Below are 15,447 nucleotides of genomic sequence, written 5' to 3'. Positions count from 1 at the left end.
AGCTGACGGAGCTAACATACTTTTCTATTTCGATAATATCTAAGTCAACTTCTTCCTTTATTTCGGGTCATGACCTCAAAATCCATAGAAATACATGACAGGGTCATAGGGTATTATTTAAACATTCATCACTATCAATAAATTGGTATCATGACCCAAGCATTCATTCTCGTTTTCTTTCACAAATTAAAAATGGTGAGAGAATTAGTTTTAGTAATACTTATAATTTTGGAACCGAGTCTATACCCTATGGATTTCAAGATGCGGCGCGGCGGCAAGGGAATGAACCCCCAGGAGCATAGATAACTCTGTGACTGGGGTGAATGAGCGCAGCCAACAAAGCGGCAGCTTGAAAGACGACGGGTATACACACCCAAATGACCCGTTATGGGCTATAGGCAGTGCAATAGTTAGTGGAAGATTATCTGATATTGAAGTAAAAGAAAGAGGGAATAGATATAATCTATTTGGCGTAGTTAATTACAAACTTTATGACAAATTCACGGATCCAGTTGATATATTTAATTGGTTTGAGAAAGATTGAAATCCATTAGGTGCTCCTTTTGAAATCAAAGGAGAATGGAATCAACCTATCAGCATCGATATTGATAAAAATACATATGAGAATAAAATAAAACAGTTACTTAATAAATAATCATTTCATGGTTACAATGTTGTGTATTTAATGCACAACATTGTAAATAAACTCAGACAAATATAAAAAACAGTACAATAGTGGTATAGAGAGAATCTCAGAAAAAATAAGAGTGACAATAGATAGAGTTGAAAAAAATAGAATTTTTTTGATATTTTTCCCTGTGATGAAAAAATAACTTATTATAGTCATTAATATAAAGAAAACAGAAAATTTTATTACGTATAATGCGATGAATATCATTTTTACATCCTTTATATAAAAATTGATGACATCATATAAACATATTAAAAAGTTTTCAATTTATTAATTAACCATTGAGCCTTATTGTTTTTAAGGGCAATAGAAAAAGATCCCGTTCATGTCTTAAAAGCATTATCTATGTAGCACCTTGCTCATCCGTTTGGCAGGAAAATCATTTTGCGACATAAAACAAAAAACGCCGGCAATGCCAGCGTTTTTTGTCACCTGTTCCTTCCGCTAATCAGTGACGATTAAGCTTCTGGAACGATGTTAACGTTCAACTGTGCGAATACATCGCTGTGTACCTGGAAGTGAACTTCGTGTTCACCCACAGTACGCAGAACGCCGTTAGGCAGGCGAACTTCGCTCTTAGATACTTCAACGCCAGCCGCAGTCACTGCGTCAGCGATATCACGAGTACCAATAGAACCGAACAGTTTACCTTCGTCACCTGCTTTGGAAGCGATGGTGACAGAACCCAGTGCACTGATTTTCTCTGCACGAGCTTGTGCTGCTGCCAGAACGTCAGACAGTTTAGCTTCCAGTTCAGCACGGCGAGCTTCGAAGAATTCGATGTTTTTCTTAGTCGCAGGAACCGCTTTGCCCTGTGGTACTAAGAAGTTACGGGCATAACCCGCTTTAACGTTAACTTGGTCACCCAGGCTACCCAGGTTAGCTACTTTATCAAGCAGAATAATTTGCATTACCTTATCCTCTCAAAGTCGTTAATGGACTGAGCCTATTACTGATGGCGATCAGTATAAGGCAACAGAGACAGGTAGCGCGCACGCTTGATCGCACGAGCGAGCTGGCGCTGGTATTTTGCACGGGTGCCAGTAATACGGCTTGGTACAATTTTACCGCTTTCGGTAATGTAGTTTTTCAGCGTAGCGATATCTTTATAATCGATCTCTTGTACGCCTTCCGCGGTGAAGCGGCAGAATTTGCGACGACGGAAATAACGTGCCATTTGGCTAGTCTCCAGAATCTATCAATTCAATCTGCTCGGCATGGAGAACCAGTTTGCTAAGACCATTGCGCCCATAATGGGAATGAATGAACCCTGCTACGGTGATCCGACTGCCGACCGTTATACTGTGAGTATATTCCTGTAACAATTGTCCGCTGGCAATAACGGGCATTCTGCACCATGACTGCCTGCTGAATCCGGCTTCCTGTTGCTGTGAACGATGTTCAAGCACAAACTGACAATGTGGAATACCCGATGGACTGACTTTTCGTATCGGTGCCTTACATACTGTGCCGGAAAGCACCAATCGATTGGTTGTCACGGTAATTACTCTTCAGAATCCCCAGCTTCTTCAGCATCATCAGCCAGGTCTTCTTCCAAGACCAGATCACGGCCGCGACGTTCGTCTTTAGCCTTAACCATTGGTGATGCTTCAGTGATGGCGTGCTTAACGCGCATAACCATGCTGCGGATAACGGCGTCGTTGAAGCGGAAGTTAGTTTCCAGCTCATCAATCGCTTCTTGTGGCGCTTCAACGTTCATCAGAACGTAGTGTGCCTTGTGCAGTTTGTTGATTGGGTAAGCCAGTTGACGACGGCCCCAGTCTTCCAGACGGTGAATCTGACCTTGCGCGTTAGTGATTGTCGCACTGTAACGCTCGATCATGCCCGGAACCTGTTCGCTTTGGTCAGGATGGACCATAAAAACGATTTCGTAATGACGCATGAGTTGCTCCTTACGGATTATTCAGCCTCCTGTCAGGGTCAGCCGTGGCCCATGGAGGCAAGGAACGTAATTTGGTACGGCTGAAAAATCGACGCGTAACTATACCTGTACAGGATAAAAAACTCAATAAAGAATTATTGAGCACGCCTCTGGCGTACGATTTCAAACAAGCATACCCCGGTTGCCACCGAGACGTTCAAAGAGGAAACGGCGCCCGCCATCGGAATGCTGATCAATTCATCGCAATGATCGCGAGTCAAACGGCGCATTCCTTCCCCTTCCGCGCCCATTACCAGCGCCATTGGGCCAACCAGTTTGCTCTCATATAAAGCATGCGTGGCTTCTCCCGCCGTGCCGACAATCCAGATATGGTGTTCTTGCAGTAAACGCAGGGTTCGGGCAAGGTTAGTGACACGGATTAGCGGTACGCTTTCTGCCGCACCACAGGCTACTTTTTTGGCGGTTGCATTCAATTGTGCAGAACGATCGCGGGGAACGATAACGGCATCAACCCCTGCGGCATCTGCGGTACGCAAGCAAGCGCCCAGGTTATGTGGATCGGTAACACCATCCAAGACCAGCAGGAAGGGGCGCTCTAGCCGAGATAACAAATCCGGCAGATCATTTTCCTGATACTGACGCCCCGGCTTAATTCGTGCGATGATCCCTTGATGTACGGCACCTTCCGTTTGGGTATCCAACCATTGGCGGTTGGCAATTTGTACCGCAATGCCGATACCTTCCAACTCCTGCAATAATGGGGTTAAACGGCGATCTTCACGCCCTTTCAGTACATAAACTTCCATGAAACGTTGCGGATCGCGCTCCAGCAAGGCTTTAACGGCATGGATACCGTAGATAATTTCACTCATGACTGACTAATACCTGACTCACTGATATTTTTAAGCTATCGAAAAATAGTGGGCGGCAAAATCCGCCCTGTTTGATGATGGTAGGGTTTAATTTTTACGGCTAGTTTGTATTCGCACTTTTTTTCGCGCGTTTCGCTTTCAGTTTTGCCGCAATTTTTTTCGTCTTGTTGGACGGTTTTTTCTTTTTATCTGGCGCAGATTCTTTCGATTTTTCCGTATTTTTCTTTTTACGGAAGGCGTTATCTGGCTCAAAATTGGCTGGTTTTTTACGATCACGGCCTTTTTTGCCATTTTTACGCTCTGGGGTGCCTTTTTTCGCCTTATCCCGTGCGGTTTTCCCCGGATGACGCGCCTTTCGGGTGGTCGAAAGCAGGGCGAAATCAATCTTGCGTTCATCCATATGAACGGCGTCCACACGGATTTCGACTTCATCACCAAGGCGATAAGTTTGGCCGGAAGATTCGCCAATGAGACGCTGCCCCACGTTATCATATCGATAATAATCGTTGTCCAACGTCGAAACATGCACTAAGCCGTCAATAAACAGGTCATGCAAGCGAACAAAGAAACCAAAACCGGTCACACTGGTAATCAATCCGGTGAAAACATTCCCCACCTGATCTTGCATGAAATCACATTTCAGCCAGTCTGCCACATCCCTTGTCGCTTCGTCAGCACGGCGTTCGGTCATGGAGCAATGGTTACCCAGTTGCAGCATCTGTTCCAGATCGTTGTGACAACCGCCGGTTGGCGTCCCGCTATGTTCACTATCACCGCTTTCTTGCGCCAATATATATTTGATCGCCCGATGCAGCGCCAAATCAGGGTAGCGGCGAATTGGCGACGTAAAGTGAGAATAAGAGCGCAATGCCAAACCAAAGTGCCCACGATTCTCCGGCTCATAAATCGCCTGCTTCATGGAGCGCAACAACATCGTTTGCAATAATTCGCGATCTGGCCGATCCGCGACTTCTTTCATCAATTGTGCGTAATCTTTCGGTTCTGGCGTCATGCCCCCCAACAAGCTCAATCCCAACTCGTTGAAGACCGAACGCAGGTTCAGGATGCTCTCTTCTTTCGGTCGATCATGGATGCGGTACAATGCTGGCTCATGGTGTTTTTCCACAAAGCGAGCCGCAGCGATATTCGCCAGGATCATGCACTCTTCGATCAGTTTATGCGCGTCGTTACGAACCACCGCTTCAATGCGCTCAATACGGCGCTCCGCATTAAAGATGAACTTGGCTTCTTCTGATTCAAACGAAATCGCGCCACGCTGCTCCCGCGCCTGTTCCAGTGCTTGATAAAGCTCATGCAGATGCTCAATAGGTTGCACCAATGGTTGATAATGCTCACGCAGCTCTTGATCGCCTTGCAAAATCTTCCACACTTTTGTGTAGGTCAAACGGGCATGTGAATTCATCACCGCTTCGTAAAACTTATAGGAAGATAGCTTGCCTTGGGCGGAAATGGTCATTTCACACACCATACACAGGCGATCAACTTCTGGATTGAGAGAGCACAATCCATTGGACAGCACTTCCGGCAGCATAGGTACAACTTGGGATGGGAAGTAAACCGAGTTTCCACGGCTACGTGCTTCTGTATCCAGCGCCGTCTGCGGACGGACATAGTAGCTGACATCGGCAATCGCTACCCACAATCGCCAACCGCCGCCACGCTTTCTTTCGCAATACACCGCGTCATCAAAGTCTCGTGCATCTTCGCCATCAATCGTCACCAGCGGCAACGCGCGTAAGTCTACACGGCCTTGTTTGGCAGATTCTGGTACTTGCTCATCTAAATCAGCGATCTGTTTTTCGACCGTCGGCGGCCAGCTATATGGAATTTCGTGGGTTCGCAGCGCAATATCAACCGCCATGCTGGTTCCCATGGTTTCACCCAGCACTTCAACAATTTTGCCGATGGCTTTAGTCCGGCGAGTCGGGCGGTTTGTCAATTCAACCACCACGACATTCCCCATTCTTGCCCCACAGGTTGCTTCTTTTGGGATCAAGATATCGAAACTAAGGCGGCTATCATCCGGGACGACAAATCCCATGCCCGCGTCCATAAAATACCGGCCAACAATCTGGCTACTTTTTGGCTCTAACACCCGCACGATACGCACTTCAGTGCGGCCTTTTCTGTCCGATTGCAGGGGCTGAGCCAGTACCACGTCACCGTGGATCGCCATTTTCATTTGATCAGATGGCAGGTAGTAATCTTCTTTTTGGCCTTCCACTCGCAGGAAGCCATAGCCATCACGGTGTCCAATCACCGTGCCTTTCAATAAGTCTAATCGCTCCGGCAACACATAACATTGACGGCGGGTAAAAACCAACTGTCCATCACGCTCCATTGCCCGTAAACGGCGACGTAATGCTTCCAGTGCTTCTGGCGTGGTTAATTGAAGTTCTAGTGCTATTTCCTGACGGCTTACCGGAGTGGTATGTTTAGATATGATATCCAAGATGTATTCACGGCTTGGGATAGGTGATTCGTATTTTTCAGCCTCTCGTTCCTGAAAAGGATCTTTTGACATCGTCATTCCTCTATTGTCATCAGCAAGCTGTATATCCCCTTGCTTCACTTAACCAAAAGCAATTGATAAAGGGGACGATTGTCTCTGACCATGTCGGCCACAGTGTGTTTATCCAACTCTTCCAAAAAATTTTCTACCGCTTGATTCAAGACTGACTTTAAGCGACATGCAGGCGTGATTTGACAGGCACTACAATTGACCAATGACAGCGGCTCCAATAAGCGAACCACATCACCAATTCTGATCTCGTTGGCAGGTTTCCCTAAACTAATGCCGCCATTTTTTCCCCTGACCGCATTCACTAATCCTAGATGACTCAGTTGATTGATGATCTTTACCATATGGTTACGTGAGACACCATAAACTTCCGTGACTTCTGTAATACTCGTCATTTGCCCCTCCGGTAAAGAGGCCATATAAATCAAGGCACGTAATCCATAATCGGTAAAACTGGTTAACTGCACACTCACCTCTGGGAGATTGAATATAACGGCGTTTATTTGGAACCCAAAAATGTATGATTATTCGTTTTCTTAGTTGATCATCATTATGTGGGTATTTTAAAAATTAAGCAAAACAGGAAAAAACAAAAACCGGGCAATAAGCCCGGTTATATATGCCTGACAGATTAATCTATCGATTAAGCATCAAATGGATCACGCAGGATCATGGTTTCTGCACGATCTGGACCTGTAGAAATAATATCAACAGGGACGCCTGTCAGCTCTTCTACACGTTTGATGTAGTTCAATGCGGCTTGTGGCAATTGGCTGTGATCTTTCACGCCAAAAGTGCTTTCATCCCAGCCTGGCAGGGTTTCATAGACAGCTTCAAGCCCTTCCCAGTTTTCGGCGGCCAGTGGCGTTGTGTCAATGACAGTGCCATCAGCATGGCGATAACCCACGCAGATTTTCACTTCTTTCAAGCCATCCAGCACGTCCAGTTTGGTCATGCAGAAGCCAGACAGAGAGTTGATTTGGATCGCGCGACGAATCGCAATGATATCCAACCAGCCAGTACGACGGCTGCGCCCGGTAGTCGCACCAAATTCCTGACCTTTCTGACGCAGGTATTCACCGGTTTCATCAAACAGCTCAGTTGGGAATGGGCCTGCCCCTACGCGGGTAGAGTATGCCTTGATGATGCCCAGGACATAGTCAACATAACGTGGACCCAAGCCAGAACCCGTTGCAACGCCACCCGCCGTGGTGTTGGAAGAAGTCACATAAGGGTAAGTACCGTGGTCGATATCCAGCAGCGTACCTTGCGCGCCTTCGAACATCACCAATTCACCTTTCTGGGTTGCTTTGTAAAGCAGGTCAGAAACGTCAACGACCATCCCCGTCAAGATGTCGGCAACAGCCAAAATATCATCCAGGGTTTTTTGGTAATCAACAGCCGGTTCGTTGTAATAGTTAACCAACTGGAAGTTGTGGTAATCGACAATTTCTTTCAACTTAATCGCGAAAGTTTCTTTATCAAACAGATCCCCGACACGCAGACCACGACGCGCAACTTTGTCTTCGTATGCAGGGCCAATACCACGGCCTGTAGTACCAATCGCCTTGGCACCACGCGCTTTTTCGCGGGCATTATCCAGTGCAACATGGTAAGGCAAGATCAGCGGGCACGCTTCAGAAATAAGCAGGCGCTCACGTACGGGAACCCCACGTGATTCGAGTTCTTTCATCTCTTTCATCAAAGCATCTGGTGCTAAAACGACCCCATTTGCGATAATGCTGATGACATTTTCACGTAAGATCCCTGATGGGATTAAGTGGAGAACGGTTTTTTCACCGTTGATGACTAGTGTATGGCCCGCGTTATGGCCCCCTTGATAACGAACTACGTATTTAGCCCGTTCAGTCAGCAAGTCGACGATTTTACCCTTGCCCTCGTCACCCCATTGGGTGCCCAATACGACAACGTTCTTACCCATTTCAAAAGTTCACTCGGTTGCTTAAAAATGGATTCTACCATCTCATTTAGCACCTTTCAGTATTTTTTGTTACTTCTGTTATTTCTTTTCGTCATATAAATGGAGTGCTAAGTAAGCATTGGTAATGATAACAGGATAAAAAAAAGCCACTGTCGTTTTTTACAGTGGCTTACAGCAGAGTAAAATGCGGCTAAATAGATTAACCGCATTGAGTCACTTTAATGCTTTTGGGATTTTCCCAGCGAAATCATTTAATCCGCAGCATGAAGGCGTTATTTCGTAGGTGCTTTCATATAACGGAAGAAATCGGTATCTGGGCTAAGTACCATCACATCATTGCCGTCATTCTTGAAGCTCTTTTCGTAAGCACGTAAGCTACGGATAAACGCATAGAATTCAGGATCTTTATTGAACGCATCAGCAAATAGTTTAGTGGCTTCCGCATCCCCTTCACCACGTAAAACCAACGCTTCACTCTGTGCTTCTGCTTTAATTTCAGTGGCTGTTTTATCAGCAGCAGCTCGGATCTTTTCTGCTTCTTCCAAACCTTCCGAACGCAGGAGACGCGCTTCTGCTTCACGATCAGCTCGCATACGCTGATAGATGGCTTCTGAAATTTCCTGTGGCAAGTTGATCTGTTTGATACGAACGTCAACAACCTCAATACCTAACGCCGCCATACTGTTTGGATTAATCGCTGCTTGCTTGCCTTTCGTCTCTTTTTCTACCAAGGCCGCGGCAGAGGCAATCGCATTATCGACATCCGTTTTCCCACTTTCTTCCTGGGTTCCCAGATTCAGGGCATCACGCACATCTGTCGTTAAACGACCACGCGAGTCAGTGACAATACCACGTACATCAAGGCGACCAATTTCAGAGCGCAAACGGTCACTGAATTTGCGTTTCAATATCGTTTCAGCCCGGATAACATCACCGTTACCGGTTGCCAGATAGTAACGACTGAAATCGTTAATGCGCCACTTCAAGTAAGAATCAACGATCAAGTCTTTATTTTCACGCGTTAAGAAACGGTCAGCCTTGATATCCATCGTTTGAATACGAGCATCAAGGTTTTTGACGGTTTCCATAAACGGAATTTTGAAATGCAAACCCGGCTCATAAATCACCGGCTTATTTTCTGCATCACGTATAACCTTACCAAAACGCAGGACAATGCCACGCTCGCCTTCTTTCACAGTAAAGATTGATGAATAAAGAACAACCAATACCGCAATAATCGCAACAATTAATGAATTACGCATGATTATGGTCTCCCTATTCTGACCGTATCACCGCGCTGGTTATCGCTACCACCATAAGTGTTAGATTCCCGTTGTGGTGTCGATTGATTCTGATGAATCATCTTCTGTGCCGTTGTGTTGCTGGGTGCATGTTGCTGAACTTTCGCCTGATCTTTGACAATCTGATCTAATGGCAATAACAGCATGTTATTACTCTTCTCGTTTGCAATGATTTTACGTGTATTGCTTAACACACGCTCCATCGTTTCGATATACAGACGTTCACGAGTAATTTCTGGGGCTGCCTTATATTCAGGTAAAATTTTGGCAAAACTCGCCACTTCACCCCTGGCATTCAATACGGTGCTAACTTTATAGGCTTTAGCATCTTCAATGATACGCTGTGCATCACCTTTCGCTTTAGGTAACACTTCGTTTTCGTAAGCGCGAGATTCACGAATGGTTTGTTGCTTCTGTTCGCGCGCCGCGATCACGTCGTCAAATGCAGCTTTGACTTCTTCTGGCGGACGAGCAGTCTGAAAGTTTACATCGACTACTGTAATACCCATATGGTATGGACGGATAGTCTCTTCCAATACCTTTTGAGTATCGTTACGGACAACAGTACGCCCTTCCGTCAGATTTGTTTCCATCGAATATTTGCCAACAACACCGCGCACGGCACTGTCTGTCGCTTGCCCCAGGCTATTATCAGGATTGGTAACACTGAAGAGGTAAGCTGCTGGATCAGTCACACGGTATTGAACGTTCATTTCAGCCAATACAACGTTTTCATCCGACGTCAGCATGGCACCGGATGTTGCCAAATCACGAACAGATTCGATGTTAACAGCCGTGACTTGATCGATAAACGTCATTTTCCAATTCAAACCAGGCTGTACAACATGACTAAATTTACCAAATCGAGTCACTACGCCACGATCTGATTCTTTAATCGTATAGAAACCACTTACAACCCAAACAGCAATTGCAGCAGCAACGGCAAGACCAATAAGACGCCCGCCAAATTTCGGGTTCTGTTCAGAACCATTTCCACCTTTGTTTCCACCGAGACCACCGAGTTTTTCACTCAGCTTACGGAACAGATCGTCGAGATCAATTGCCCCACGGTTACGACCACCTTTATTGTTGCCGCCGGAGTTGCCGCCATTATTCTTGCTGCTTCCCCACGGGTCGCGGTCCTGTCCGTTATTACCGGGCTGATTCCACGCCATGTTTTAGCTCCACTTTCTAGTTTTTACTGGTTTTTCAGAGGTGACTGCTCTCCACCCAAATGGGTGAGGCTTCCCACTTCACAGGCCGTTGTTTGACAATAGCCTCCGTGGGCAGAAACGACGAACTTCATCGTTTTGTAAGCAACCAATATTATTGGGTGATATTTTTGACAGTGCTGATGCTATTACTGCAATTCTGGCACAGCCATTTCATCACCGCCATTTCATCTCTGCTACTCCATGACCATAAGCACCTTGAAATGACGGCTAAAATGATACCTTGTTTGTTGTCTTGCGCCAATCAATCAGACAACATAGTCTGGTAAATTTGGTTCTTGTTTACACAGACGACGCCAATCAACGATTGGCATTCTGACTTCAACACCAACCTCACCATTTTCTTCTATCCATTCGCGTTCAATGGCCTGAAGCTGATAAAAACGGCTGCGCAGACGCCCTGCTTCGGGTGGAAGGTGCAATTTATAATGCGCGATTTCGCCGGAAAGACGCTCTGTCAACGCTTGCAATAACAGAGGAATACCTTCACCAGTTTGGGCTGACACCCAAACCCTCACCGGACGATTTTCTTCATCACGGTCAATACGGGGAACAAAATCTTCCAGCATATCGATTTTATTCATCACCATCAGAGAAGGGATCTCATGAGATTCAATCTCTTCAAGGACACTGTCAACAGCACTAATATTTTCATCAAGGCGAGTATCGGCTGCATCAACAACGTGCAACAATAATCTCGCCTGCCGAGTTTCCTGCAAAGTCGCCTTGAACGCGGCCACCAAATCATGGGGTAAATGGCGGATAAAACCGACTGTATCAGCCAAAACAACCGTGCCAACATCATCCACCTCTATTCGGCGCAGTGTCGGGTCCAGGGTAGCAAAAAGCTGGTCAGCCGCATAAACGTCGGCAGAAGTGACTTTATTAAATAAACTCGATTTTCCGGCATTGGTGTAACCGACAAGGGAAATTGTTGGAATATCCGCTTTATTGCGTGCCTGGCGACCCTGTTCACGCTGCTTTTCAACTTTGTTGAGACGTCCCAAAATCTGTTTGATTTTGTCACGCAGCATACGACGGTCACTTTCCAACTGGGTTTCTCCAGGCCCACGCAACCCGATCCCCCCTTTTTGCCGTTCAAGGTGAGTCCAGCCCCGAACCAGGCGGGTAGACAGATGACGCAATTGCGCCAATTCGACTTGTAATTTGCCTTCGTGCGTTCTTGCCCGCTGGGCAAAAATATCCAGAATCACTCCCGTGCGATCAACGACACGGCATTGGCACAAGCGCTCAAGATTACGTTCCTGAGCAGGGCTGAGGGCATGGTTAAACAACACCACATCTGCACCGCTGTTTTTGACAGCTTCAGCAATTTCCTCTGCCTTGCCCTCTCCGACAAAATATTTCGGATGAGGTGCCCTCCGGCTTCCCGTTACAATCTGCACAGGAGAAACACTCGCGGAAGTCACCAATGACTCGAATTCACTGAGATTTTCCGTATCTTTTTCCTGTGAGAAGAAAACATGCACCAGAACAGCTAATTCTCCGCCTTCATAACGATCAAACAACGGTGCAACCTCTCAGGCTGAGTAAAAATCCAATAAGAAAAAACATAGGTAAAGTCTCCCTACCTATGTTTTTATTTTCAGGCACGGATGCTGATTTACTCAGCGCCATCGCTTTCCTGTTGTACCGCTGGGGTAGTGCCAGCATGATAATTTCCGATGCCAGTCGGCGCATTCTGGTTGTTACCATGATGAGACACTGGGCGAGAAGGTACAACAGTAGAGATGGCATGTTTATAAACCATCTGGCTAACCGTGTTCTTTAGTAAGATGACAAACTGGTCAAAAGATTCAATCTGCCCCTGTAATTTGATGCCGTTGACCAAATAAATAGAAACCGGGACCCTTTCACGTCGTAAAGCGTTCAGGAATGGATCTTGCAGAGATTGCCCCTTAGCCATTCTATATTTTCCTTATTTTGTTGTTTTTAACTAAGAACCTGTTGGTTCGAAAAAAGTCACTACTCAAACTCAAAAATGACACTTTGCATTGATCACTTGCACTGATCAATTGTACACAATCAATGAATTTATGTACTAATAACCTGCATGACGGTGTTTAAGTTTTGTTTAGGTTGATCACTATCCAACCAGGTCACATTGTCCCAACTCCTGAGCCACGTCATCTGGCGCTTCGCCAATTGGCGTGTCGCACAGATACCACGATAAACCATCTCATCATGAGAAATTTCGCCCGCGAGGTAAGACCACATCTGACGATAACCAACACAACGAATGGAGGGTAAGTCTGTATGCAAATCACTACGAGCATAAAGTGCTTTGACTTCATCTTCAAACCCTGATTTGACCATTTGTTCAAAACGGGCGGCGATGCGTTGATGCAAAATTTCACGACTTGCTGGCGCGATCGCAAATTGATGAACTCGATAAGGCAATATTTCTCCAGACGTTTCAGTCAACTCAGTTAGAGTTTTACCCGAAATTCGAAAAACTTCCAGTGCACGAGTCAAACGTTGAGGATCATTAGGATGAATTCTTGCCGCAGAAACGGGATCAATCTCCTGTAATTGCCGGTGTAAAAACTCCCATCCCAGCTCCGCTGCTTGTTGTTCTATCTGTGCCCTTACCTCAGGATTTGCAGAAGGCAAAGGCGATAAACCTTCCAACAATGCTTTGAAATATAGCATGGTTCCACCAACCAAAAGCGGAATTCTCCCAGCCGCCGTGATTTCTGCCATTTCTTTCAATGCATCACGGCGAAAATCAGCAGCAGAATAGACTTCTGTCGGGTCAAGAATATCGATCAAACGATGGGGTGCCAGTGCCTGTTCTTCTGTGGAAGGTTTTGCTGTGCCAATATCCATTCCACGATAAATCAGTGCAGAATCGACACTGATTAATTCAACGGGAAGATGCTGACGCAAGGCGATCGATAACGCCGTTTTCCCGGAAGCCGTCGGTCCCATAATAAAAATGGCTGTCGGCAGATATTGAGTTTTTAAATCACTCATGGTTAAGAAGTGCCACCACTGCTTGTAAATCAATTAATTGTAATAACCCATCCGGCGGCGATCCCACCAGTTGAGGGCAAAGACGTTCGACATCCGCCAAAAGCTGGACAGCTTGCGCGATGTTCCACGTTTCATGCTCATTATCCACGTGACGGGAAAGCCAACTGGCAACCTGCTCAATGGAAGCGGCTGTCTGCTCCCCAAGATAGCCCAACAGTTCCGGCAAAAGTTTTGGTAGGTTCTGTTGACGCAAGGGCAACGATACCGCATGAATAGTTACTTTTCCATGCGCGACTGTCGATTCGATACCAAAAGTCTTTAATAATTCACTATTCTGCTTCAAAACTCTCATTTCTGACTGATTGAGAGCAAGTTTCAGCGGGATCAATAATGGCTGGGATTTTAGTCCCTGCTCTTCGGGAGTCAGTTGCGCCTGTTTCAGCCAGCGTTCAGCCACTGGCAGGGAAAGCAGCCCGATCCCTATTGAAGATTCGATCAAGGCATAGCAATCCGCATAGATGCACAATACTTTGCCGAAAGTATATTTTTCCTGTCCCGATAGCGCAGAAACCGCCCTTGGATGAGAAACCGGGACATTGGATGTTGGTTTTATACTTTCCGATTTGGGGATGGCTTTTTCTGGCGCCACGCCTTCCCGCACACCACGCTCTGGAAATAGCGAGCGTTTTTCTTGCGGTGAAGATTGCATCAGTTTTTGGTACAGCTCGCCGGTTTTTTTCTGGTAGTTTTCCCCATGATGCGTTTGCTGTGTACTATTCTCATGACGTCGTGAAGGTGTCTCATCAGCTTGATCAGCCGGTTTGCGCAGAAAATGATTTTCTCCCGCAGAAGGGCGATTCTCCGGCACCCAGCTTGCCGCACTCTCCTGACAGCCAAACGCTAACTCATCTCCCGTGCCGCGTTGTTTCAGTACGGCTGCCACACCTTGATAAATAAAATCATGCACTAAGCGAGCCTGATGGAAACGGACTTCATGTTTGGCGGGATGTACATTGACATCCACCTGGCGCGGATCGATTTCGAGATACAAAACATAAGCGGGTTGTTGTTCACCCTTTATCAAATCCTGGTAAGACTGACGGATCGCATGGTTAATCAGGCGATCTCGCATCATACGTCCGTTAACATAACAATATTGGATATCGCTGACGGCCGTATTGACGGGATCAACCACCCAGCCTTTAATGGACAAGGAATCATGCTGCCATGACAGCGCCAGCGCCTGTTGTACAAACGCTGTCCCACAAATGGCGGCCAAACGCCGTTCATGTTGAGACTCATCTTTAGCCGGGCGATACTGGCGCACCAATTTTCCATTGTGATTCAGATTGATGGCAACATCTAACCGTGCCAGAGCTATCCGGCGCACGATTTCATCAATATGACCAAATTCCGTTTTTTCCGTCCTCAGGAATTTTCGGCGGGCTGGCGTGTTATAAAACAGATCCAACACTTCAACCGTTGTTCCCACCGGATGGGCGGCAGGTTTCACCGTAACTTCCATATCGCGGCCTTCGGCATAAGATTGCCACGCTTCTGCCTGGCTTTCAGGGCGGGAAGTTAATGTCAGCCTTGAAACAGAGCTGATACTCGCCAGCGCTTCCCCGCGGAACCCCATACTGACAATCGCTTCCAAATCATCCAATGAAGCAATTTTACTGGTTGCATGGCGCGCCAGTGCCAGTGTCAAATCTTGCTTGCCGATCCCACCGCCATTATCACGAATTCGGATAAGTTTTGCGCCACCGCGTTCAATATCAATATCAATGCGGGTTGCACCGGCATCAAGACTATTTTCCACCAACTCTTTCACCACAGAAGAAGGGCGTTCAACCACTTCACCGGCAGCAATCTGGTTTGCCAATTGTGGGGGTAATATCTTGATAGCCATATTTGACCTTACTGACAATTCAGAGCCTATCAAACCTATTCTGATAGGCGTATCT

15 protein-coding genes are annotated in these 15,447 nt (G+C 46.4%); 1 reads left to right on the top strand and 14 read right to left on the bottom strand.

What is annotated here, in order from left to right; genetic code table 11:
• Positions 1–69 precede the first annotated feature (69 nt).
• Positions 70–141 carry an IS1 family transposase gene (locus Xkoz_RS25505; RefSeq protein WP_071839248.1) on the top strand — a complete coding sequence of 24 codons (72 nt, stop codon included), beginning with the start codon at positions 70–72 and terminating at the stop codon, positions 139–141.
• Between the two features lie 1,008 nt (positions 142–1,149).
• Here Xkoz_RS25505 and rplI read toward each other — a convergent pair.
• From rplI to mutL, 14 genes are all read right to left on the bottom strand, one after another.
• A complete protein-coding gene (rplI, locus tag Xkoz_RS02100; protein WP_099140527.1) occupies positions 1,150–1,602 on the bottom strand; it encodes a 50S ribosomal protein L9 in 453 nt (150 codons plus the stop codon).
• A gap of 38 nt (positions 1,603–1,640) precedes the next feature.
• A complete protein-coding gene (gene rpsR / locus Xkoz_RS02095; RefSeq protein ID WP_000135199.1) occupies positions 1,641–1,868 on the bottom strand; it encodes a 30S ribosomal protein S18 in 228 nt (75 codons plus the stop codon).
• A 4-nt stretch (positions 1,869–1,872) separates the two neighbouring features.
• Complete coding sequence (gene priB, locus Xkoz_RS02090) at positions 1,873–2,190, bottom strand: primosomal replication protein N (protein WP_099140526.1); 318 nt, start codon at positions 2,188–2,190, stop codon at positions 1,873–1,875.
• Positions 2,191–2,195: 5 nt separating this feature from the next.
• Positions 2,196–2,594, bottom strand: coding sequence for a 30S ribosomal protein S6 (gene rpsF, locus Xkoz_RS02085; RefSeq protein ID WP_099140525.1), 399 nt, complete (start codon positions 2,592–2,594; stop codon positions 2,196–2,198).
• A gap of 134 nt (positions 2,595–2,728) precedes the next feature.
• A complete protein-coding gene (gene rlmB / locus Xkoz_RS02075; RefSeq protein ID WP_099140524.1) occupies positions 2,729–3,466 on the bottom strand; it encodes a 23S rRNA (guanosine(2251)-2'-O)-methyltransferase RlmB in 738 nt (245 codons plus the stop codon).
• 100 nt (positions 3,467–3,566) lie between these two features.
• Positions 3,567–6,011, bottom strand: a complete 2,445-nt coding sequence (gene rnr / locus Xkoz_RS02070) for a ribonuclease R (RefSeq protein ID WP_099140523.1) — start codon at positions 6,009–6,011, stop codon at positions 3,567–3,569.
• A gap of 44 nt (positions 6,012–6,055) precedes the next feature.
• Entirely contained in the window at positions 6,056–6,475 is a 420-nt protein-coding gene (gene nsrR, locus Xkoz_RS02065; protein ID WP_099140522.1) for a nitric oxide-sensing transcriptional repressor NsrR, read from the bottom strand.
• Between the two features lie 176 nt (positions 6,476–6,651).
• Complete coding sequence (locus Xkoz_RS02060; protein WP_099140521.1) at positions 6,652–7,950, bottom strand: adenylosuccinate synthase; 1,299 nt, start codon at positions 7,948–7,950, stop codon at positions 6,652–6,654.
• A gap of 272 nt (positions 7,951–8,222) precedes the next feature.
• Positions 8,223–9,212 carry a protease modulator HflC gene (gene hflC, locus Xkoz_RS02055; RefSeq protein ID WP_099140520.1) on the bottom strand — a complete coding sequence of 330 codons (990 nt, stop codon included), beginning with the start codon at positions 9,210–9,212 and terminating at the stop codon, positions 8,223–8,225.
• Positions 9,213–9,214: 2 nt separating this feature from the next.
• A complete protein-coding gene (gene hflK, locus Xkoz_RS02050; protein WP_099140519.1) occupies positions 9,215–10,426 on the bottom strand; it encodes an FtsH protease activity modulator HflK in 1,212 nt (403 codons plus the stop codon).
• 305 nt (positions 10,427–10,731) lie between these two features.
• Positions 10,732–12,012 carry a ribosome rescue GTPase HflX gene (gene hflX, locus Xkoz_RS02045; RefSeq protein ID WP_099140518.1) on the bottom strand — a complete coding sequence of 427 codons (1,281 nt, stop codon included), beginning with the start codon at positions 12,010–12,012 and terminating at the stop codon, positions 10,732–10,734.
• Between the two features lie 95 nt (positions 12,013–12,107).
• A complete protein-coding gene (hfq, locus tag Xkoz_RS02040; RefSeq protein WP_099140517.1) occupies positions 12,108–12,410 on the bottom strand; it encodes an RNA chaperone Hfq in 303 nt (100 codons plus the stop codon).
• A 128-nt stretch (positions 12,411–12,538) separates the two neighbouring features.
• The gene (gene miaA, locus Xkoz_RS02035; protein ID WP_099140516.1) at positions 12,539–13,480 is read right to left on the bottom strand and encodes a tRNA (adenosine(37)-N6)-dimethylallyltransferase MiaA; all 942 of its coding nucleotides are present in this window, start codon (positions 13,478–13,480) and stop codon (positions 12,539–12,541) included.
• Positions 13,473–15,392 (bottom strand): DNA mismatch repair endonuclease MutL, encoded by a 1,920-nt coding sequence (gene mutL, locus Xkoz_RS02030; protein WP_099140515.1) that lies wholly within the window; start codon positions 15,390–15,392, stop codon positions 13,473–13,475. The genes miaA and mutL overlap by 8 nt, the downstream gene beginning before the upstream one ends.
• Positions 15,393–15,447 lie beyond the last annotated feature (55 nt).

The sequence above is a fragment of the Xenorhabdus kozodoii genome, assembly GCF_002632875.1.
In the GTDB taxonomy this organism is placed as follows: domain Bacteria; phylum Pseudomonadota; class Gammaproteobacteria; order Enterobacterales; family Enterobacteriaceae; genus Xenorhabdus; species Xenorhabdus kozodoii.
Note: the sequence above shows the minus strand (reverse complement) of the source record. Positions and strands in the feature narration are given on the sequence as shown.

Coding starts and splice junctions, on each gene's coding strand:
- rplI (WP_099140527.1), bottom strand. CDS start 1,602: ATGCAAATTATTCTGCTTGATAAAGTAGCTAACCTGGGTAGCCTGGGT.
- rpsR (WP_000135199.1), bottom strand. CDS start 1,868: ATGGCACGTTATTTCCGTCGTCGCAAATTCTGCCGCTTCACCGCGGAA.
- rpsF (WP_099140525.1), bottom strand. CDS start 2,594: ATGCGTCATTACGAAATCGTTTTTATGGTCCATCCTGACCAAAGCGAA.
- rlmB (WP_099140524.1), bottom strand. CDS start 3,466: ATGAGTGAAATTATCTACGGTATCCATGCCGTTAAAGCCTTGCTGGAG.
- rnr (WP_099140523.1), bottom strand. CDS start 6,011: ATGTCAAAAGATCCTTTTCAGGAACGAGAGGCTGAAAAATACGAATCA.
- Xkoz_RS02060 (WP_099140521.1), bottom strand. CDS start 7,950: ATGGGTAAGAACGTTGTCGTATTGGGCACCCAATGGGGTGACGAGGGC.
- hflC (WP_099140520.1), bottom strand. CDS start 9,212: ATGCGTAATTCATTAATTGTTGCGATTATTGCGGTATTGGTTGTTCTT.
- hflK (WP_099140519.1), bottom strand. CDS start 10,426: ATGGCGTGGAATCAGCCCGGTAATAACGGACAGGACCGCGACCCGTGG.
- hfq (WP_099140517.1), bottom strand. CDS start 12,410: ATGGCTAAGGGGCAATCTCTGCAAGATCCATTCCTGAACGCTTTACGA.
- miaA (WP_099140516.1), bottom strand. CDS start 13,480: ATGAGTGATTTAAAAACTCAATATCTGCCGACAGCCATTTTTATTATG.
- mutL (WP_099140515.1), bottom strand. CDS start 15,392: ATGGCTATCAAGATATTACCCCCACAATTGGCAAACCAGATTGCTGCC.